Annotated in this window: 16 protein-coding genes; 8 read left to right on the forward strand and 8 right to left on the reverse strand. The window is 45.1% G+C overall.

Translation table 11 applies throughout. The features are described 5' to 3' along the window. Nucleotides 1–269 precede the first annotated feature (269 nt). Nucleotides 270–1,823, forward strand: a complete 1,554-nt coding sequence (gene gndA / locus KT99_RS09185; RefSeq protein ID WP_005499282.1) for an NADP-dependent phosphogluconate dehydrogenase — start codon at nucleotides 270–272, stop codon at nucleotides 1,821–1,823. 121 nt (nucleotides 1,824–1,944) lie between these two features. On the opposite strand, the gene KT99_RS09190 is transcribed toward gndA, so the two are convergent. Then, the gene (locus tag KT99_RS09190) at nucleotides 1,945–3,648 is read right to left on the reverse strand and encodes an RluA family pseudouridine synthase (RefSeq protein ID WP_040571800.1); all 1,704 of its coding nucleotides are present in this window, start codon (nucleotides 3,646–3,648) and stop codon (nucleotides 1,945–1,947) included. Between the two features lie 163 nt (nucleotides 3,649–3,811). Here KT99_RS09190 and KT99_RS22005 point away from each other — a divergent pair, with 163 nt between their 5' ends. Beyond that, nucleotides 3,812–3,958 carry a hypothetical protein gene (locus tag KT99_RS22005; protein ID WP_005499288.1) on the forward strand — a complete coding sequence of 49 codons (147 nt, stop codon included), beginning with the start codon at nucleotides 3,812–3,814 and terminating at the stop codon, nucleotides 3,956–3,958. 561 nt (nucleotides 3,959–4,519) lie between these two features. Here KT99_RS22005 and KT99_RS09195 read toward each other — a convergent pair. The 3 genes from KT99_RS09195 to KT99_RS09205 form a co-directional block, all read right to left on the reverse strand. After that, on the reverse strand, nucleotides 4,520–5,224 hold the full coding sequence (locus tag KT99_RS09195; RefSeq protein WP_040571801.1) for a glutathione S-transferase: 705 nt from the start codon (nucleotides 5,222–5,224) through the stop codon (nucleotides 4,520–4,522). A 5-nt stretch (nucleotides 5,225–5,229) separates the two neighbouring features. Beyond that, on the reverse strand, nucleotides 5,230–7,506 hold the full coding sequence (locus KT99_RS09200; protein ID WP_005499293.1) for a peptidase U32 family protein: 2,277 nt from the start codon (nucleotides 7,504–7,506) through the stop codon (nucleotides 5,230–5,232). Between the two features lie 173 nt (nucleotides 7,507–7,679). After that, complete coding sequence (locus KT99_RS09205; RefSeq protein WP_005499294.1) at nucleotides 7,680–8,552, reverse strand: 1,4-dihydroxy-2-naphthoate polyprenyltransferase; 873 nt, start codon at nucleotides 8,550–8,552, stop codon at nucleotides 7,680–7,682. Nucleotides 8,553–8,903: 351 nt separating this feature from the next. On the opposite strand from KT99_RS09205, the gene KT99_RS09210 reads away from it, so the two are divergent. The 4 genes from KT99_RS09210 (at nucleotide 8,904) to ompW (ending at nucleotide 12,262) form a co-directional block, all read left to right on the forward strand. After that, nucleotides 8,904–9,818, forward strand: a complete 915-nt coding sequence (locus KT99_RS09210) for an SDR family NAD(P)-dependent oxidoreductase (RefSeq protein WP_005499296.1) — start codon at nucleotides 8,904–8,906, stop codon at nucleotides 9,816–9,818. A 178-nt stretch (nucleotides 9,819–9,996) separates the two neighbouring features. Continuing rightward, nucleotides 9,997–10,863, forward strand: a complete 867-nt coding sequence (tesB, locus tag KT99_RS09215) for an acyl-CoA thioesterase II (RefSeq protein WP_040571813.1) — start codon at nucleotides 9,997–9,999, stop codon at nucleotides 10,861–10,863. 63 nt (nucleotides 10,864–10,926) lie between these two features. After that, complete coding sequence (locus tag KT99_RS09220) at nucleotides 10,927–11,325, forward strand: YbaY family lipoprotein (RefSeq protein WP_005499299.1); 399 nt, start codon at nucleotides 10,927–10,929, stop codon at nucleotides 11,323–11,325. A 304-nt stretch (nucleotides 11,326–11,629) separates the two neighbouring features. Next, entirely contained in the window at nucleotides 11,630–12,262 is a 633-nt protein-coding gene (ompW, locus tag KT99_RS09225) for an outer membrane protein OmpW (protein WP_040571802.1), read from the forward strand. Between the two features lie 140 nt (nucleotides 12,263–12,402). Here the strand turns inward: ompW and KT99_RS09230 are convergent, their stop codons facing one another. Next, nucleotides 12,403–13,170, reverse strand: coding sequence for an SDR family NAD(P)-dependent oxidoreductase (locus KT99_RS09230; protein WP_005499302.1), 768 nt, complete (start codon nucleotides 13,168–13,170; stop codon nucleotides 12,403–12,405). 672 nt (nucleotides 13,171–13,842) lie between these two features. Here KT99_RS09230 and KT99_RS09235 point away from each other — a divergent pair. Both KT99_RS09235 and KT99_RS09240 read left to right on the forward strand, forming a co-directional pair. Next, nucleotides 13,843–15,777, forward strand: a complete 1,935-nt coding sequence (locus KT99_RS09235) for a B12-binding domain-containing radical SAM protein (protein ID WP_040571803.1) — start codon at nucleotides 13,843–13,845, stop codon at nucleotides 15,775–15,777. Between the two features lie 577 nt (nucleotides 15,778–16,354). Beyond that, nucleotides 16,355–16,930, forward strand: coding sequence for a sugar O-acetyltransferase (locus KT99_RS09240; RefSeq protein ID WP_040571804.1), 576 nt, complete (start codon nucleotides 16,355–16,357; stop codon nucleotides 16,928–16,930). A 302-nt stretch (nucleotides 16,931–17,232) separates the two neighbouring features. Here the strand turns inward: KT99_RS09240 and KT99_RS09245 are convergent, their stop codons facing one another. From KT99_RS09245 to KT99_RS09265, 3 genes are all read right to left on the reverse strand, one after another. Continuing rightward, nucleotides 17,233–18,210 carry a transposase gene (locus KT99_RS09245; protein WP_040571805.1) on the reverse strand — a complete coding sequence of 326 codons (978 nt, stop codon included), beginning with the start codon at nucleotides 18,208–18,210 and terminating at the stop codon, nucleotides 17,233–17,235. Nucleotides 18,211–18,381: 171 nt separating this feature from the next. Continuing rightward, nucleotides 18,382–19,817 (reverse strand): IS66 family transposase gene (tnpC, locus tag KT99_RS09250; RefSeq protein ID WP_086017586.1). Its coding sequence is split into 2 segments (ribosomal slippage): nucleotides 18,382–19,625 and nucleotides 19,625–19,817, totalling 1,437 coding nucleotides; the frame shifts between segments, so codons are not numbered across the junction. Nucleotides 19,818–20,411: 594 nt separating this feature from the next. Continuing rightward, complete coding sequence (locus KT99_RS09265; protein WP_100067642.1) at nucleotides 20,412–21,191, reverse strand: ParA family protein; 780 nt, start codon at nucleotides 21,189–21,191, stop codon at nucleotides 20,412–20,414. Nucleotides 21,192–21,595 lie beyond the last annotated feature (404 nt).

A 21,595-nucleotide genomic window follows, 5' to 3' on the forward strand; every position in this document is an offset into this window, starting at 1 on the left:
AGGGGGGGATTCCTTCAATGCTAACGTGTTTAGCATTGAAGGATTATAGCTAAACATGAAACTAATTCGTCATTCAAGCGTAAAGCCTAGTAATTAACTTACCAAAGTCGGTATAATCTGCGCCAAATATAACCTATCGTCTACGCTCCTTAGATGAGCAGCCTCTTATAAAAGAGCGACTAATATTCTACCTGTCCTCGGGACTTGAATGGGTCTTAGTCAATAACAAGATAGGGTAAATTATCTCTGTGACCTGCGGAATTTAATCAATGCAAAACCAAACCAAATTACATGATATCGGCGTTATTGGACTGGGTGTTATGGGCAAGAACCTTGCACTTAATATTGCCGATAACCAATACAGAGTCGCCGCGTTTGACCTCGATGCAGACAAGGTGCAAGGTGTTGTGCAACAAGAGAAATCTGAGCGCGCCGCCAGCCAGAAAGCCCAAGTACCTTTGCGTATCAATGGCTGTAATAATCTTTCTGAAATGTTATCTAGCCTCAAAAAACCGCGTATCTTGGTGCTATCAGTGCCAGCGGGTGCCCCTGTAGATGGTGTGTGTAATGCACTCATAGACGCGGGTATTGAGTCCGATGATATCGTTATCGATACGGGCAATAGCTTGTGGACCGACACTGTCGAGCGTGAAGCGCGTTACGCTAAGCAATTTATCTTCTTCAGCTGCGCCATATCCGGCGGTGAGATGGGCGCGCGTTTCGGCCCATCATTGATGCCAAGCGGTGACATCAAGGCCTGGGATAGAATCAAACCTATCTGGGAAGCGATTGCGGCCAAAGTTGATGCCGAAACTGGCTTACCCATAGAGCGTCAGGAGCCGGGAAACCCGGTGATTGAAGGCGAGCCATGTACTACCTACATTGGCCCGGCAGGTTCTGGTCATTATGTGAAGATGGTGCATAACGGCATCGAATACGCTGACATGCAGCTTATCTGTGAAGCCTATCAGCTGCTCAGTGATGGCTTTGCCATGACGACGACTGAGATTGCCGACCTGTTTGATAAATGGAATCAAGGCAGCCTGAATAGCTACTTGATGGAGATCAGCGCTGAAGTATTGAGACAGGCCGATCCTATTTCCGGTAAGCCTCTGGTTTCGATGATCCTCGATAAGGCAGGGCAGAAGGGCACAGGACTCTGGACTGCGGTCAGCAGCCTGCAGATAGGTTGCCCAGCCCCAACGATTGCCGAAGCCGTCTATGCTCGCGCCGTGAGTACCCAAAAACAGCAGAGACAGACATTGAGTCAACTGCTAAAAGGTCCAGCGGCCGAAAAGCCAACGGCTGCAGAGCGTGATGCTTTTATTGACCAGCTTGAAAATGCCCTCTATTGCGCCAAGATTGCCTGTTATGCCCAAGGCTTCCAGCTGATGGCTATGGCGGCGAAAGACAGAGGTTGGACGTTAAACTTCGCCGAGATTGCCAAAATCTGGCGTGCCGGCTGTATTATCCGAGCCCGGTTGCTGCAATCTATCACTCAAGCCTATCAGGCTGCAACGAATGATGGCACTGAGTTGGACAACTTGTTGATGGCAGATGATTTCAGCATTGCCTTGTCTGAGAAACAACTGGATTGGCGTAAGGCTGTATCGGCGGCGGTACTTAAGGGCATTCCTGTGCCTTGTATCAGTTCGGCTCTGGCCTATTACGACAGCTATCGCTGTGAAACCTTGCCAGCTAGCCTGCTGCAGGGGCAGAGAGACTTCTTCGGTGCCCACACCTTTGAGCGCACCGATAAGCCAGCGGGTGAGAAGTATCACCTCAACTGGAGCCATGCTACCAGAGACTTGATTAAGGTCTAACGACTCTTTGTGAGTCTCAGTTAAGACATAGAAAAAAGGCTTCCACGGGAAGCCTTTTTTGTGCGCGTTAGCAATCGAGCTGTGTCATACAATTAATAGAAATCACTCTTAAAAATCACTCTTAAAAATCTGCCTCGACGCTAAAGCTCATGGCTGCACGTGTCCTAGGATGATTGAGCTCCAATAGCTCGGCATGTAAGTGTAATCGCTGGCTCTTTTTGCCATACAGATCGTCACCGACGATCGGCATGTTAAGGCCTTGGGGGTGGGCGCTATGAACCCTAAGTTGATGGGTGCGCCCAGTTTTGGGATAGAGATGCACTTTCGTGCGTCCATCGCGCCGAGAAATGACCTGCCATTTAGTTTCTGCTGGCTTGCCATGTTCGAAACATACCAGTTGCCTGGGTCTATCATCGAAATCGCCGCGCAGCGGTAAACTGATGATGCCCTCATCTTGGCTTAAGTCACCGGTTAACAGGGCGACATAACGCTTCTTAACGGTGCGAGTAATAAATTGTTTCTGTAGGCTTTTGTTCGCTTCCTTGTTGAGGGCTATCACCATCAAGCCCGAGGTGGACATGTCGAGTCTGTGGACGATAAGCGGGCCTGTGGCCTCAGGGTAAAGCTGTTTAATTCGTGAATACACAGAATCATCTATGTTTCGACCCGGAACAGACAAGAACTCGGCGGGCTTGTTGACCACTAACATGTCACTATCTTGATAGATGATTTCGAGCAGTTTACCCTCGGCTGGATTGGTCAGTAGCGGGTTTTCATCGGTCGCTAGACCCTCGAGCATATGCCCTAAGATTGGTTGGCATTTTCCCTTGCAAGCCCCATAGAAGTTCTTATGTTGTCTTATCTCAGATTTTGGCGCTTCTCCCCACCAAAACTCGGCCATAGCGAGTGGGGTCATTCCATGTTTAAAGGCGAAATGCAACAGTTTAGGCGCGGCGCACTCGCCTGAGCCTGCTGGTGGGACCTTATGTATGGTGCCTTTAAAGATATCACCTAAGCTTCTCTGCTCACCCACAATGTTTAAGAATCGATACTCATCAAACAGACGTTGTTGCAGGGCACCAGACATGGTTTTACGTTGAAGCTTTAAGGCCGATAGGGGTTCATTCACTTGGCCATGGGCTAACTTAGCGGCTGCTAGTCGTTCATCCCAATAGACGTTTAGCTCCTTTAAGCGGTGCTTATCTTGCACGCTCTCCCTGCTCATCTGAATACCGAGTAGTTTGAGGGCGTCTTCATCGAGGGATTCTCCCGCTAAACGCTGTGCCTTTCTCTGTTTACGATTCTCAATCATAGCTGCACGATGGGCGGCTATCTGCTTTTCAGCGAGTTGAGTTTCATCGGCTAACCTAGCTTGTAAACGCGCCAGTTCTGGATCGCGCTTACGTTCTGTGATCTCAGCGTTTATCAGGTTTATCTTGTCTTGCTCGGGAATAAAGAAGCCGTCTTTTGCCAACATATCAAATACGGGAGGGACGAAATGTGGCAGCAGGTTTTGCTCTGCTATCTTGCCGGAAAAAGCCGACAGGTAACCTAGCTCACCTTGTTCATTTTTCACCAGCAGCACACCGAACATCTTGCCTAAGCCATCACTCCCCTCGACATTGAGGCCAGAGCCTTTAGTTTCACGTAAACCAAAGTTATGTTGCCAGTCAGTCTGGGTTTCTAGATGTTGCTGCAACTCACTTACGGCCAACAGACAAAGAGGGTGGGGTTCATAATAAAACGGAAAGGTAAAACGTTGCGGAAGACTAAACTCAGCGATAGACGCTTTAAATGAGGTAAAACAATGTTCAGGGGAATGCATCTGCTTTTCTTTCTTAGTAAACGAATAGTTATAAACTATTGGCCGTGAACGTTTAGCGCTTGAATCGCAAGTCTCATCTGGACTCAATACGTTCATCTGACGATAAATGTCGATAAAAAGTGGCAGAGACTTTAACCTTTTATAAGCGAGAGATCATCTTGCAATGGAAAAGTTGCAGTTTTTTGTTTTGATTCATTTGGGTGATGTTTTATCTGGTGGTGGATTTGAAGGTTTTACCATGAATGTAACCTATCGCCCGCAGCCGCATCAACACTGGGTGGTCAACAAGAAAGTGATCCCTTATGCATAGAATAATGTCACGCCTGCTGTCAGTAGGTTGTCAGTAGGGCTAATAGATAATCAATTGCGACAGTATCTTCTCAGAGACTGTTTTGGCACTTTTGCGATAACAGATGAAGCTTAGGTACTTGCAGTCTATTAAGAATGGATATTTTGTTTGTTTTTTTGACGAGGAAAATAAAGGCCATCGAAAAATCTGATGGCCATCTAGTGCTTAATGCGCTAGAGAACTGCTTGAATTTTTCTTCGCAGCCTTAGCTGCTTTCTTCTCTTTTGCTGTTAAAAGCGGTTTCTTTTTGACATTTTTTTTACTGTCTTGACCTTTACTCATGATACTTTCCTTTTGAGGTAAACTCTTAAACCTAAAGTTAGTTTGAGCCAACCTAAGGGCTGAGGTTACGCAGAGGCCTTTATTCAAGCTAGAGGTCAATGCACAACGATCTCAGTATGCCTCTACAGACGCTCAATTGATAGGAATAGCTTACATTAGCTGGTAAGTATGTACATTGCTGTATCTAATTTGCGCATAGCACTTTACACGGAACATCAATCAGGCGAGCCACCTATTTTATTAACCAAAAGGATACGCTTCTCCTGTCTCTAAATAGAGCGGAAACTTTTTCATCATTCTGGAAAACAACGGCCGGTTTAAATGGTCTTTTAACCACTGTCTAAGTAACGGGTAGGGAGATTGTAGATACCAATGGCGATCGACTCGGGCAAACTGACGCACGAAGGGCAGTAGTGCAAAATCAAGTAAACTTAGGTTGTCGCCCATTAGGTATTTATGCTGTGACAGGCGTAGCTCTAATGCTTGTATAAATGACTCGCACTCAGTTCTCAAATCGGCTTCGGTGTCTTTATGGTAGCGTTTGGCATCTTTATATTGCTCGAGTAACGGTTCGAACACCTTATCGTTATAGCTGATTAATTCGAGCATGACGGGTAGCGCTGCAGGTGTTTGGCTCAACAGCAGATCATCAGGGTCGTTTATATTCAGTGCCCAAAGCATGATATCCACACTTTCATCTATGATCCTTGGTGGTTTGCTTTTGTCTACGCTCTCGGCCTCAAGCCCAACCTCACCGTGATCCTCAAGCACCAGCACAGGTACCGTGCCCTTGGGGGAGAAAGCTAGCATCTCCGCGGATTTATTTTTAGTGACTACGGCTTTGAGCATCACCTTTTGCTTGGCCAGTAACAAGCCTAAGCGGGCTCGCATGGCATAGGGGCAGTGTTGCAGTGAATATAGGGTAGGTAAGGGGAGTTGGCTCATGGGTATTATAGACCTTGCTTGTATTGAGCATGTGTCGACACGGTTACCATGGTATCTAGCTGTACCTTGGCGTCTTCACTGCCTTGTAGCAGGTTTTCAAAATGTTCAATAAGCTGAACTTTATCCAGCTTGGCTTTAGAGCCAGAGCCGATATCGGTCAGGTCGATAAAGAACTCATCGAACAGGCTGGAGAAATCATCGATCACATCCAGGTTTAAGAACTGCTCATCATTATAGATGCTCGGGTAACCACCTTTTTGCTTATCGACGGCAAATGAGATGCCTTTGACATTGGTGATCGTGGTGGCTTTCTCACATTTGAGCATGCAGCCATCTTCGATACTCGGCTTGCTACAGCCTACAGTCTGCTGGAAAAAACATTGGCGGCTGGTCATCATCAAAATGGGATGATAGATGCTGTAAAGCAATTTAAATCCTGGCGGACGTTTCAAGTTCCTTATCTGCATACGATTAATCTCGTTAGAGATAAAGGCACCTGCACAGTTCAAGTCTTCCTGAAGAGTACTAAGGGCATAGGAGTTAGTGGTATTTAAAAACGGTCCTGCTATCCACTCGATGCCCATCTCAAACGCTTTATAGGCAACGCCGGTGTTATTGCTGACGATACGTGCGGGCTTAACCTCTTCGAGAATTCTCACGGCTTCGATATAGTCTTTACCGATCAATACCGCCGGGAACCAAGGGATGAATCTTGGATTACGCTGTAATAGCTCGATATATTTATCGCAGTTCTTCTTAAAGCTCTCGGGTAATTTAAAGTAGATGTCGGCATCAGTAACATCGCCGAGGTGGGCATCTTTTTCATCACAAATCAGCAAAGAGAGGCCTGGATTTTCGTTTACTTTGGCATGCTGCTCAAGTTTGGGTAGCTCGACGGGGGGGATCACATCCACCGAGTCATTGAGTAGAAACGCTAGCTTATTCTTTAGCGCCGTCAGCTCTTTAAATGGAATACTCAGGCCAGTAGACAAGCCACTGAAGTCATAATGCTGTATGACATAATCGGCGTTGTTGAAACTTCTGAAGCGTTTCTCCAGTGCCTCTTTATCCAATGGCGATTTATCCGAGGCTCGCAGCATGGAATCCGATTGCATTGAGAATGTTTGAATTTTATTGTCTTGTTCGAGCTGATTCGAAATAGTCTCGACTCTTGCCTGTATGGAGAACGGCTGATCTAACTGACCCGTGAAACTTAAATTGAGTCGCATCTTGTCGATATTAAGATATTTGATCTTATTTTCAAGGCTGGCACCCAGCTCATTTTTATCGGCTTTGAGTGTTTGTTTTACTGCTTGGATCTGCACCACCGAGATGGCGTTTTGTTTCTCTACTGCATGGTTAACACTGTTATCTCGAGGGTTATCGATAAACATATCTTTAGTGAGATTGCCCTTCAAGAATGAGTTGGTAAAATCACGGTTAAAGACCTTGTACAGGTTAGTGTCATCTTCCAGTAGCTTACCGGTATCAACAAACTGGTTGATCTGCTTGCGCCAGCTATCGACTACTGTGTAGACGTAGTGTGCGCCCTTGATGCGGCCTTCAATCTTAAGTGAGTCGACCTGAGCCGCGACTAACTCGGGTAAGTCAAAATAGGCTGAATTGTCTTTTAGATTTAAAGGATATTTATTGCCCGCAGCCGTCTCTTGGTACTCATCTCGACAAGCCTGACTACAACGGCCTCGGTTACCTGAATTACCCACGCTGACTGAGCTCGAATAACATTGGCCCGAGAAGGCGATACAAAGGGAGCCGTGAACAAAGACCTCGGTCAACATATCATGTTTATGGGCCAGAGCCGTGAGTGACTTTATCTCACCTAAGTTCATTTCTCGTGATAGGTTGACGCGTGAAGCCCCGATTCTGCTGAGGAAGTGTATCTGGCCTTCATTATGTGTGGTTAGCTGAGTCGAGGCGTGAATGTCTAAGGTCGGGAAGTGCTTCTTAACCAGATTAAACACACCGAGATCTTGAACTATGATGCCATCTAAACTGGTATTGACCAGTTGGTTCAATAACTTAAATAGCGCCGCTAGTTCATGCTCCAATATCACCACATTCAGAGTCAGGAACACTTCACATTCATACTGATGAGCCAGCCTTAAGATGCCACAGAGATCATCAAATGAAAGGTTGGCGGCACGATTGCGGGCATTAAATGTGTCTAAGCCACAATAGACGGCGTTGGCACCGGCAACAATAGCGGCCTTTATTGCTTCCACATCACCGCCAGGCGCTAACAACTCAATTTTTCTACTCATCTTAGACTAACTCACTCAATTATTCGATTATCATTTTTTGAGGGGCGATTTTACCCGCATCCCGTGAGCATTGCCATACATTAGGTTTCGATGGATTACTTAGTCGAACATTAATTCTAAGCTTAGCGGCGCTTAAAGCGCCTCTATCGAACAGACATTCATCAATAATATGCTTAGACAAAGAATAAACCAATACTAAATAAGCCACTGAACACCATGGTGAGCTTAGCCGTACGGCCGAGTAACGGGTTTAACGCCTCTCCTGAAGTCACACTAAAATCACTGTTTAGCTTACGGGCTAACACCAATGAAAGACCTGTGAGTAGGACAGGGGCACCGGGTAGAAAACCGAGAAAGAAGCTGCCAATAATAAGCGCGAAAGGTAAGTAGACCAAGGCTTGATAGAGGACGCGAGCTTGACCTATCCCCATACGAACGGCCAAAGTTCGCTTGCCAGCTTTGGCGTCAGTGTCAATATCCCGGGTGTTATTGACCAGCATTATCGCCGCATTTAAGCAGCCTATTGCACTGCCTAATATCCAGGCCGCGGTGCTGGTTTCGCCCGCTTGCAGAAAATAACTGCCCACCACGGCCACTAAACCGAAAAAGACAAAGGCCGCCACTTCACCTAAACCGTGGGATGCCAGCGGGTATGGTCCTCCGCTATAGCCAAGTGCACCACCAATTACGGCAATCGCAAGCAAAGCTATTGGCCAACCTCCGTGGTAGATAAGATAAGAGCCAACGATGAGTGCCAGTAACAAGCTGAGCACCATAGCATTGCGGACTCTTTCCGGTGCGAGCAAGCCACTCTGGGTCACACGCACCGGTCCTAAACGTTCTTCGGTATCGACGCCACTCTTAAAATCGAAGTAGTCATTGGCTAAGTTAACCGCAACTTGTAATAAAATGCCACATAGCATAGATGTACCAGCAATCAAGATGCTGAACTGATCTAATTCGAGGGCTAATATGTTTCCTACCAAGAGAGGCCCAATCGCCGCTGGCAGTGTACGAGGCCTTATGGCCAAAATCCAAGGGTTCATTTATTCGATTCTTATGGGGAGCATCTATATGCTGATGCTCACTGGCTATTAATGGTCATATCATATCATATCATATCAAGTTTCCAGACCTCGATGAAGGACTCTAAGCGATAGCTTTATTGAATGTGACTCGGTTAAAATATTAAGTTTGAGGATAAATATTTAAAAGGAATCTGATTTTGTTATCGGCTTCAAAGAAATGACCCGATAGATATGCTTCTATAGTTAAACTTAACAAATTAGCTGGGAAAAGTGGCTCAGCCGCAGGTGTAAGATTAGCACATTGATTTACATGCTTTTTTATCAATGTGTACCGTTCGTTTAGAGGCTATTCATTGAGGAAAAGTATCGATGCGTTTTGATAATAGGGTCGCTGTACTAACGGGAGCGGGATCGGGTTTAGGTCGAGCTTATGCCCTAGCCTTAGCCGAGCGTGGTGCCAAGGTGGCATTGATTGACTCAGACGCTCTGGATAAAGACAAGACTGGAGCCAATTCTGGGTTAGAGAGCAGCCATCAAGCCGTACTCGCGCTGGGTGAGCAATCTATGCTGTTTAACTTAGATGTCAGCGACTTTGCCGGCGTCAAACAGGCCGTGACGGAGATCATTAGTCACTGGGGGCGTATCGATATTCTAGTCAATAATGCCGGGATTCATGCTCCATGCGACTTTGATAATCTCACTGTCGATATGTGGCAGCATCAGTTAAATACCGATCTTAATGGTAGCTTCTACATGACCAAGGCGGTATGGCCGCAGATGAAACAGCAAGGCTATGGCAGGGTGATAATGATCAGCGCGGCCAGTGGTTTGTATGGCGATATGCATGAAACCTCATACAGTGCCAGCAAGATGGGCTTGATAGGTTTAGTTAACAGCCTCTACCTCGAAGGAATCGATCACAATATCAAGGTCAACAGCTTAACGCCCCACGCCCTGACTCCAATGACAGCAAACCGACTCGCATCTTCGGTAAAGCCGCTTTTCTCTAAATCATCAATCATGGCGAGCATGATGTTCCTCTGTAGTTTAGATGCGCCTACGGGTCAGCATTTACTCACAGCTGCTGGGAGTGTCAGTCACGGTCAATTTACCGAGTTCAAGTCTTGTTATTTTTCTGCCGAGGAATGTAAGCCTGAGGCTATACTCAATAGCTGGCAACAGATCTATCAGGCACAGCCGGTTAACTTACATCGAAGTGGTGAGGATCAAGTTCTCGCTTGGGCTCGGCGTGGTGCCGGGGAGCGTCATATCACTATTGAATAATAAGTGTGATTGGCTGATAGCCTGATGTCAGGCTCTCTAAGATGGAACACAGCAGGTGTGCTCTAGCCTGTGTATTACTCGTGCGGCTTTCTCTCTCCTTAACTCAGTAAAATTCTGGCTTGAAGACCATTATGTGAGTTAAGCTGTGTGGCTATGGATTAGTTGTGTGAGGCAAGCGGTGAGTCAGGTATTAAATGATCTATTATCTCTACTCTCTTTAGAGCGAATCGAAGAGGGGCTATTTCGAGGTCAGAGTCAAGATTTAGGCTTCGGTCATGTCTTCGGTGGTCAAGTGATGGGGCAGGCTTTGAGCGCCGCCAAACAGACAGTTTCGGCATCGCGTCAGGTCCATTCTCTGCATTCCTATTTTCTTCGTGCCGGTGATGAAAAATTGCCTATCGTTTATGATGTTGAAGTCATGCGTGACGGCGGGAGTTTCAGTGCAAGAAGAGTGAAGGCGATTCAGAAGGGGCGGCCAATTTTCTATATGACCTGCTCATTTCAGGAGTTTGAACAAGGGCTTGAGCATCAAGATAAAATGCCAGAAGTACCAGGCCCAGAGGGATTACTCAATCAACAGGAACTGGCCATGGCGCTTCAAGATAAAGTGCCGCCTAAAATGCTAGAAAAATTTATGGCCGATGCACCGATTGAGATGCGTCTGGTCGATGCCTGTAATCCTATGGTATCGACAATCACAGAGCCTCAACGTTATGTGTGGATCAGAGCCAATGGGCAAGTGCCAAAAGACTTTTCGGTCAACGAATACTTGTTGGCGTATGCATCGGATTTCAACTTTCTGGTCACGGCAGCGCAGCCTCACGGGGTCTCATTTTTGACTCCAGGCATGCGTATGGCGACGATCGATCATTCCATGTGGTTCCATCGACCATTGGATCTGAATGACTGGCTGCTTTATAGCATAGAAAGCCCGAGTGCCAGTGGTGGCCGCGGCTTCGTTAAGGGACAGTTTTTCAATCAAAAAGGTGAGCTGGTGGCCTCTGCGACACAAGAAGGTTTAATGCGCATGGTTGCGCCTAAATAGCGCAGCCGAGACTGGGAAATATTGATGGTTCAATTGGGCCGGATGTTGAAATAAGGGTTTATGATGTTGGTTATGTTGAAAAGATCAGTTATTTTATTGGTTTGTGCCATGTTGCTTTCGGCCTGTGTGACTGTAGAGCCGGAGCCGCCAGTTATCATTAACGGTGCAGTTGGATACCTGGAGAAGATTAATCTGCCCCAGGGGAGTAAGATCACTATCGCCATCATAGATCTGGACACTCCGGGTGTTATCATAGCGCAGAAGCATTTCGATATTGCCAGAGCGCCGGTGCCGTTTAAATTCATCCTACCGCCAGAATCGGTAGAGGACGATGTGAATTACGGTGTAGTGGCTATGATTGTGTATCAAGGGAAAGTGATTTTTCAAACTTATGATAGGTTCCAAATCATTAACAATGGTAAATACATCGCAGAAGTATTGATGAAAGCGGTTAGACAATAAGTTTAGTGGTTTTAATCGAATTTTAAAAAGGGGCGTCGAGCCCCTTTTTTGTGGCTGGAATTTGAGGACGCGATAGGTGTCCATGTATCGAGACAAGATTATCGCTTCGATTTTGTTGCCCTCGTTGGCTTTGAAACCCGCACCGCGTGAGGCTCTCAGTATTTCCACTTCTGTGTTACATTGACTTAAAAGGGAATAACCATTTCCTCATCAATACGCCTTGAATTAAAAAAAACTGAGAGTATCTGAACTGACCAGATACTTATATGGAATGGTATTAATGGAGTAGTATGATGAAAAAAATATCATTTCTGGATTAATCGCGGCCGCCCTACTGGCTACCGGTTTTACAGCCTCTGTTTCGGCTCATCAAGCGGGTGACATTATCATTCGTGCGGGTGCTGTCGTTGTCGCGCCGAACGAGTCGAGTGAGCAGGTAGCGGACTTCGGTGAGCTCGGCTTTAGCAGCAATACTCAATTGGGGCTTAACTTCGGCTATATGTTAACTGATAACATAGGCATTGACTTGTTAGCGGCGACGCCATTCAGTCACGATATATCTCTGCCTGGTGTGGGCAAGATAGCCGAGACCAAGCAGTTATCACCTAGCTTAGTGGTCCAATACTATTTTGGTCATGCGGAGTCCAAGTTACGCCCTTACATAGGCGGAGGAGTTAACTTCACTAACTTCTACGACAATGAATTCACCAATGACCTGGATGGGGCGTTATCGGATCTGAGTATGGGCAATTCATGGGGTTTAGCTGCTCAAGTTGGCATAGACTATCAAGTGAATAAAAATTGGTTGGTTAATGCCTCTATCTGGTACGCACAGATAAGTACCGAGGTGAAGTTTAATCTTGGCGGTTCGCCGACAACCATTGAAACTGATATCGACCCTTGGGTATATATGGTGAGTGTAGGTTATGCCTTCTAAACTAGTTTCATAAAAAAAGATGCGTAAAACGTTTTCGTAAAGCAGATTTAGTAAAACAAGTCCGTAAATCAACACAAAAGGAGCCGATTGGCTCCTTTGTTGTTTTGCTTTAACTGCTTATTACTAAATCAGCAATAGACCTACTTCTTGCCTTCGGCTTTGGCCGCAAGGCGCTCTTCTTTAGTACGCCAGTGGCGCGTATTGTAGACAAATTCTGGTAGTAATTTAGTCAGCCAGGCCACCAGAAGCCAACGCTTAGTCACATAGACCTTACGTTTCGCCTTCTGCATCGCCTTAATGATTTGCCTAGCCACCTCATCTGGGGGAGATAGCCATAGACGACTCTGCTGCATCGCGGCCTTATCGAGTAAACCTAGCTGAATATCGGTAATAGTAATTGGTAATTTCAGCCTTTGGGCATGCATACTTAAGCCATCTAAGTAGTTGCTGGCGAAGGCTTTAGAGGCATGGTAGGCCACACTAGGGCCACCACGTAGGCCGGCAATGGAATTGATCGCCGCGAGTTGGCCATAGCCTTGATCTCTAAATAACTTAAATGCTGTGTTGCAGATAGCCGCGTAGCCCTGAACATTGACCGTGATGATATCTTGCTCAGGCAGCCAAGGGAGCTGTGGGTCATAACTGTTTAAGCCGGTATTCACGATCACTAAATGCGCGCCGCCTAGCTTTTCCCAGACTTGTTCGAGAGTGGCGATGATTTTCTGCGGCACTGTGATCTCGAGTGGGAAGACATGTGTCTGAGTCGGAAGCGAGTCGACAAACTCTTGCAGTGAATCTGGGTCTTGAGCCAGTAGGGCAAGTTCAACCCCTTGACTCGCAAGTTGTTTGGCAATTTCACGGCTCAGAAGGGAGTTCGCCCCCACGATAATGGCAGTTGCTTTGGTCATTAGGCTATTCGACTTAATTTGGGTAACCCATGATAGGAAGATATCAGTAGGAGGACAAGGCTAATGACTTATCGCTGTGAAGCGACAGGGGTATTGTCAGCCAACAAGTTGCAAATTATCCTCTGTTGAGGAATTCCCTCATTTGACCGCTACCAAGCAAGCCTTGATAGACTCGAGCAACATAGGGCCAGCCTAGTCCTCCGGCTTGAGCAAGAAACCACAGACACTAAAAACACGACACAATAGTGAGCAAGTTTAGTTTTACTCATAATAATCCTCATTGAGAACTATTTTTAACGGGGGGTTATAAAATGGGGGGTTATAGCTAAACACGAATTTGGACCAAAAATTGTTAGGAATAAAGTGGGGACAGTCACTTATTCACCCTCATGTGGGCAAAGCATAAAAAGAACCTGCGACTAATCAATCAGTAATCAATCCGCCATCCGCTAATTTAAGGGGTTATACCGCCGTTCTACCTCAAGATGGGTGATTTTAGTGGCAGCGCCTGCACTTTGAAGTAGAACGGGCATAGCACATTTGCTAGAATCCCCCCTAATTTTTATGACAACAATCCTGACATAGGGGCTTGCTGCCACACTCTGCTTGATAATGACTGTTTCGCACCGTTCATTTTCACACAGAGTATTCAAGACTATTTAAAGGCAGGTTATGACCGTTCTTCTAATGACTCCACCTATGACCCAGCTGAATACGCCCTATCCGGCAACAGCGTATTTAACTGGTTTCTTACGCTCTCGAGGCTATGAAGCGGTTCAGCGAGATCCTGCTATTGAGCTTTTCCTAGAAATGATGACAGCGCCAGCGCTGGAGATTATTCGTCAGCATGTGGAAGAAAACTTCGAGCACTTTGCAGACGATGATCTGCCTGATGTGATCGTTAGTTTTCTGGCTGACTTTGACCGTTACCACCTGACAGTTGAACTTGCTATTCGCTTTTTGCAGGGCAAAGATCCAAGCCTTGCACTGCGTATTAACTCCCGTCGTTTTTTACCAGAAGGCCCGGCGTTTGACACTATTGCTCAGATGGAAGCGGTATCTGGCGATGTGATGCAAGCGGCCTTTGGTAATCTAGGCGTACAAGATAAAGCCAAATATCTAGCAACCCTGTTTATTAATGATCTGTCTGCGGTCATTACTCAGGGGGTTGATCCCTACTTTGAAGTGAGCCGTTATGGCGAGAAATTAGCAGCGGCCAACCCAAGCTTTGACAACCTCTACGATACCTTGATGGGCGAACCTAGTTTCAGCTCGGAAATTTTGGAACAATTGGTCGAGCAGTATCTGGAAGAAACTCAACCTAGCGTAGTCGCGTTAACCGTGCCTTTCCCCGGCAATATGCTCGGAGCTTTACGTATAGCGCAAACCTGTAAAGCCATCAATCCTGATATTCCCATCGTAATGGGCGGTGGTTTTATCAATACCGAGCTGCGTGCGCTGAAGGACCCTCGAGTGTTTGAGTTTGTCGATTATATCTGTCTGGACGACGGCGAACGTCCTTTTATCACCCTGCTGGAATACTTTAAAGGACAACGTGAGATAGACACCCTGGTGCGAACCTATTTCCTCGCAGAGGATGAAAATGGCCAAGCATACGTACACTTCAATGAAAATGCAGAGCTCCACGATATCCCACAAAGCGAAGTCGGTGCACCTATATACGATGGCCTGCCATTAGGGGAATACCTGTCTTTGTGTGAAATGCTCAATCCCATGCACCGCATTTGGAGCGATGGACGCTGGAATAAACTGACCATAGCTCATGGCTGTTACTGGCGTAAATGCAGCTTTTGCGATGTCAGTCTGGACTATATCGACCGCTACGATACCGCTGGAGCCGATATTCTGGTGGATAGAATCGAACAACTTATCGAAGAAACCGGACAGACAGGTTTCCATTTCGTCGATGAAGCCCTACCGCCAAAGACTTTATTTGCCCTCGCAAAACGGCTAATTGAGCGCAAGGTCGTGATCAGCTGGTGGGGCAATATCCGTTTTGAGAGGACGTTTAGCCCAGCACGTTGTCAGTTGCTGGCGGATTCCGGTTGTATCGCTGTTAGCGGCGGTCTTGAGGTGGCGTCAGATCGTCTATTGAAACTGATGAAAAAAGGCGTGAGTGTTGAGCGGGTCGGCCACGTAACCAAATCCTTCAGTAATGCAGGTATATTGGTTCACGCTTATTTGATGTACGGTTTCCCCACACAAACCGAGCAAGAAACCATAGATTCGCTGGAAATGGTGCGTCAGATGATGGAACAAGGTTGTTTCCAGTCCGCCTACTGGCACCGTTTTGTGGCCACTATTCACAGTCCTATAGGCATGAACCCTGAGAAGTTTGGCATCACGCTTAGCGATCGCCCTGAGATCTTATTCGCTGAAAACGATGTGGACTTCACCGATCCAACCGGCACGGATCATGAAATGCTTGGGGTCGGGCTGCGTAAGGCGATCTACAATTATATGCACGGTATTGGCTTTGATCAGCCGATGAGCTTCTGGTTTAATCAGCCTGTTGCACGTACTGAGATGAAAAAAGACCTGATATCAAAAGTGGTTAACAATCTAATCGCCAGCAATGAAGAATGATCAGCGTTGAGAGCCATCAGCAGTTGGGAACCCTCAGCTGTTAAAAGTCATTAGAGTCAGGTGAATACCAATAGATTTAATCTATAAAAAAGGCCACTTTCTTGTTCAAGAAGAAAGTGGCCTTATACCAATCGGTATTAAATATTGTTAGCGATAAAATGAGTAATTCAGTTAACTGGTCAGAGTGAAATTTAGCTGTGTATATAACTCAGTGTCATTTTCGAAAATAGAAACAACATTTGATCCAACCTTTGGCTCAAGCCTTTCATCCATAATTTGATTAGTTTTTGTATGCCAAAAGGCTATGAATCCACAGCTGACAAAATCACCAGCCAACTCATAATGGGGTACAAGCGAGTTACGTCCCCTAACCCATTGTTGGACAATACTTTCTTACCAACACAGTTGTGATGCCACTTTGAGACACTCTGCGTAAGGCGTACTCGGGTGCTTTTTGCGCGTAAGGTAACAAGAAGTGTGCACTAGCGCTAAGTTACGAATGGGGTGATGAGTAGGTGACACCGCAAGTGATACAATGTTGTTTCAACAAACCTATACAATAAAGTTGAGAGACAACATGACCGAATTCGAAAAGATGCTTGCAGGCAAAGACTTTGACGGCGGTGCAGACAGTATTAATCATATCCGTCAAAATGCTTCGAACTTATTGCAGGCCATTAACCAAAATACAGATAACTCTCAACGTAGTGAACTGTTTCAACAGCTAATGGGCAATATTTCAGCTTCTAGTATAGTTCGCTCTCCATTTTATTGTGAGTTCGGCAAGACGATTTCGATTGGAAAAAAAACCTTCATCAACATGAATGTAACTATGCTGGATGGCGCTAAAATTACTATTGGCAATAACGTGTTGATTGGCCCGAACACGCAGCTTTACTGTGCTAGCCACGCCTTGAACTATCTCAAACGTCGTAACTGGGAAACCATCTGCGATACTATTACCATTGAGGATGATGTGTGGATTGGTGGCAATGTTGTGATCAACAAAGGTGTGACCATAGGTGCGCGATCTGTGATTGCGGTTAACTCAGTCGTTAATACAGATGTGCCGCCTGATTCACTGTATGGTGGGACGCCTGCTAAGTTAATCAGGATGATTGATGAGAATGAGCAGGGTCATGAGAACGAATAGGCTATAAGGCTGACTCTTCTACACAAATATTGAGAAAATTGAACTTTATTGAATTCCCACGATCTGATCATAAAATTCAATAGCAAAAATATAGCCACCCATTGCTAATCAATAACATATTCAGTCTAGAGTAAATTATCAATGAACATCTTACCCATAAACCTAATCGCATAAGCTAATGGCATATTCAAAGCCTACATTGTTGGAAGAAGGGGATTTAATAGGGGAAATGATGAAATTAAAACGGCACTATCTAACCCAATTTATATTGAGCCCGTTATCAGAAGAAATGGTTGGAACTATTAGCCAGCTTGAAAATACTGACAACAGCTAGAGAAATGCCGTCGTCGCTTATCTAAATGGTCACAGTAGCTGGTGAGTTCTTGCAGTGTCCCCACAGGCCCATGAAACAACTTACCAAATTCAGAAGTGATTTTTATCCAGTTGTCACTGGAAATATTTAATCTGGTTAATACCTTAATCGCATTCGAAGAGATAGCACCTCGTTTATCATCACGGATTATCCTGCCTGTTTCATCGACTAATTCAAGGTACTCTTTTAGTGAAAAATTGATGCCTTTAGGCTGGTTTAGGCACTCATTTCCAATAAAAGGCAGCAGTCTTGTTGCTTGTTTGCCTTTTAAAGCCGCTTGTACTCGTAATTTAAGACTGGTGTAGTCTGACTGTTCTGGCGTATCAGCCATTTTGGCTCGAATAGGGTTGAGCTCTACATAGGCCATACAGGCTAGCACTGCGGCCTCATCGAGCAAGGCTTGTGACTTGAACCGACCTTCCCAGAAGTGACCCGTACAGTTATCCTCGATATTGGCTTTTCTAGCTATGGGCTCATTGAGGCAGCGCATAAACCAACTTATGTCACTTAATCGACTCCGATACTGGGCTATTGAATGTTTGAGGGCGATGATTTCATTGCTTTCTATTATCTCACCTTGTACAAATTTTTGAGTGATTTCAGTCCCTTTAAACAGTTGATGCCAATGCTCTAATACCTCTCTATCGGTCCAACTATTGGCTTGGTAAATATCAATTTTAAGCACTACATGCAGATGATTCGACATCACAGAATATGCTGCTATATCGATTGAAAATATTCCACCCAGCTTAAGCAACTGATTTTCTACCCAGGTTCGTCTGTGATTATAGTTTTTTCCTGTGAGCTTATCATCTCCAAAGAGGAAGGCTCTCCGAGTTACCCTACTACAGCAATGATACCAAGACGTGTCTTCGATACTAATTTGAGTTCTTCTTGGGCGTGGCATAGCGGACTCCTTCTTTCAATCAATATCTAAAGCTTAGTAGGTGGTTAAACATCACGCTATTAACTATGGCTGTCTCTATTTTTCCTATTAACTATGGCTGTCTCTATTTTTCTCTTATAAAACAAGAAGGCAAGGCTGGATCAACGTAAGCATTCACCAGAGGGGGATTGACTAAGCTGAGGTTAGTCCAAATACGTCTGGGTAGTCGCATTTACCCACCACGCCCGCAATGATAGTGCTGATCACTGTTATCGGGGATAACTTGCGCTTCTTGCACGTTTCAACGACTGAGAGGATCCGAGATCGAAACTTCTCACCCCTATCTGAACTGGTGCCATAGCAGATCTTGCGCATGATCACGCTGCCACGCAAACAACGCTCGGCTTCGTTATTGGTCAAAGGTGTCCCTGGGTGATTGAGAAAAACCCATAAACCTTGCTCATATTTGAGAATATGCCGGCATCGGCCTGAGTAGCGTGAAGCGGGCACATTTTCCCCGCACTCAAGCCAGCGCTTAATATTGCGCCTTAGTCGTTGCATTCGCCGACGCCACATTATTTCGTCAACGTCACCGGCTTCATATCTATGTTGAGTGCGAAATACGGACTTGAATAGCAATACCAGTCGATTGCCGATACTCGCGGTAAGCCCCTTACCTGAATAATCGGCCATTTGTTGTAAATTACGCTGCACATGGGCAAGGCAAAATTGATGCCGTTCGGGCTCAATCCAGTTGTAGCTGGGACATTGGTCACTCACGACAATCGCTTGGGTATGCTCGCCTAATATCGATTTGGCTGCATCCTTATTACGAAAATATTTCACCTGTTGGAATACGGCATCCTCACTCGATAACAACCAGACCCAGCGGGTATGCTCTTCACCATTACGATTGTGCGTCGTCTCGTCAACATGCACTAATGACGCTTTTTTTATGTGTTGATGCAGAGCTTGGTGTGTCGGCGTCAGCATACTACTGACTCGCCCTTGCGCTTCAGAAATCAGACCGGTAGAGAAATGAGTCCCGTATTGGTCTTGCAGTAAACGTTGAATTTTACGTACGCTCAGGTGATACAAGCCACTGAGCACAGCCACGTAACTGAGCAATCGTGGCCCCATCTGACCATCGGGAGCCTCTTCAGGCAAGGCTCCTTTACTCACTGTGTTGCACTGCTGACAACGCCCGTGAAATAACTGGTATTCGGTGATATCAAGTGTAGGTTTAGGTAATTCAAACACCTGATGGCGATAACTTGGCGACGAGTTAGCCACAACTTTACCGCCACAATCAGCGCAGCAACTATCTGGCAAACAAGCAATTCTCTCGTCAGTCTCTGTAAGCTTTGCTAATGGTCTTTTATGCCCCGTATGTCCAGGTTGAGCGCCAACCTTATTTCCACTACGAGGCGTTTGAGCTTTTTTCGCTCGGCCTTATCCGCAGGGGAGTCAGAGGATGGTGATTTGGATGAGTTTCTAGAGCTCAATGCTAGGCGGTCTTCATATTCACGTAACTTTTCCCACAGTTCTTGAATGAGTAAGTTTGCTTTTTTTTCACCGAGTTCAGCAACCGTAGGCGGCTCTGTTGCGAATTGTTTTTTCTTTTTCATGAAGCTATTTTGACACGGCAAAGAGATCGTTCAATAGCGATATGACCAAACCTTATTGATCATCAATTGATCGTGTCAATAAGGGGCTGGTGAACGGTTACGAAGAATTCATCATCCATTTTCCAAAGCACTCTTATCATAGATAATGATTCATATTTCAATACGATATGCATGTATATCATTGATGTTATACATCCATTATGGGGTTCTAACCATATTGAGTTGAACTTGTTTAATTGCTTTAATTAGGTCTTCATCGCTAACATCTGCTAACAATAATACAGCTGCTCTGATCAGCTTTGTATCATTGATTTCCCTTAAACTTCCTAGCTCTTGTATGATCATTTCGGGCTGATTTGTCTTGAGAGAATCTCTCCGTGTCGCCAGGCCTGTAATTTCATGCTCTAGAAACCTTATGGGTTTAGGATGAACTTTAGTGGTCGCTATTTTACCAAATAGATTCGTTTTTACCTGGCTACTAACTTGGATTTTTTCTTCGGATTTTAACTTTCGTTCCAGGTTCTTGAGTTGAGCTCTCTCGGCAGGTTTAAGTGTTCCTGTTTTTTCTTTTCCAAAAGTTTTTCTAGTTGTTGGTTATCCATTGCTTATTAACTCTTTTGCTAAGTCTTTATAGTAGCTTGAGGCTACGTGGCCAGCTTTTAGTGCTGATACTGGTTCATGTTCAAATTCAGCTTCGGTGAATAAACTCCGCTCCCATATAACGGTCTTTGAAGTATTGTTCGGCCATCGTCCTGCTAGATACTCTTTACCGTAGGATAAGGCTCTTCTAGCGGTTCTTGAAATTTTAGAAGGGACAACTAAAAATTTGATTTCTTCTTCATCGATAAAGCGTACATCTTGTATATGCTCAAGTAAGGTTTCAACGCCATCTAGAGAGTGCTCTTTGAATTCTGTTGGAAATACATATTCTGTTGCAGCCATTACAGCGTTTAAGCCAAGAACAGAGGTTCCAGGTGTAGTGTCGATAAGGATGAAATCATATTCAGATGATATTTTGTCTAAATGGATCTTTAACCGCTCTTCTCTTCTAGGAAGTGAGATCATATCCATGTCTAATTTAGTCATAATATCCCCTCGCTTGCCTGGAATGATATGTAGCTTTTCTTGTTCAATTCCTTTAACTAGAGCAGGGTATATTGCTTTTTTTAAATCGAACTTCCGATCTAGTAATGCATCACCAATGTAAAATTCAGCATCATCTCGACCGTAAAATTTTGTGGTATCTCCTTGTCCATCAAAGTCTATAACAAGGACTTTCTTGTTTTGTTTGCTTAGCTCAAAGGCAAGATTTACCGTGGTAGTGGTTTTTGTTACGCCACCTTTTCTACATCCAATCATACAGATACGAGTCATAACCGCTCCCTTTTTTGTGTATAACATTAATGATATACATTGATTGGTTAGAGTCTAACTCGAACTAATCTGGTTTGCAACGAGTTATGTATAACATTGATGATATACATTGAAGGTGAAGGGCTAACTCGAACTTGTTTTGGTTGTAATTAGCAGTGTATAACATTGATGATATACACTCTAGGTTGGGGAGATCGTCATCGATGTGCTGGAGTTGGAAGTTTTAGGTATTTTTGTTTGTGAATTTGTATTTGAGAACTAAAAAGTTGATGAGCATTTCGATTTTAGAGAAGCGCGAGCTATGTTAGGTGGGTACTGTTAATGTATAACATTGATGATATACATAGAGGTAAGGCTAAAAAATATGTTCTAAAGTGAATGCTTATGTTCTCATGTCGACCGAC

This window comes from Shewanella benthica KT99, assembly GCF_000172075.1.
Taxonomy (GTDB): Bacteria; Pseudomonadota; Gammaproteobacteria; order Enterobacterales; family Shewanellaceae; genus Shewanella; species Shewanella benthica_A.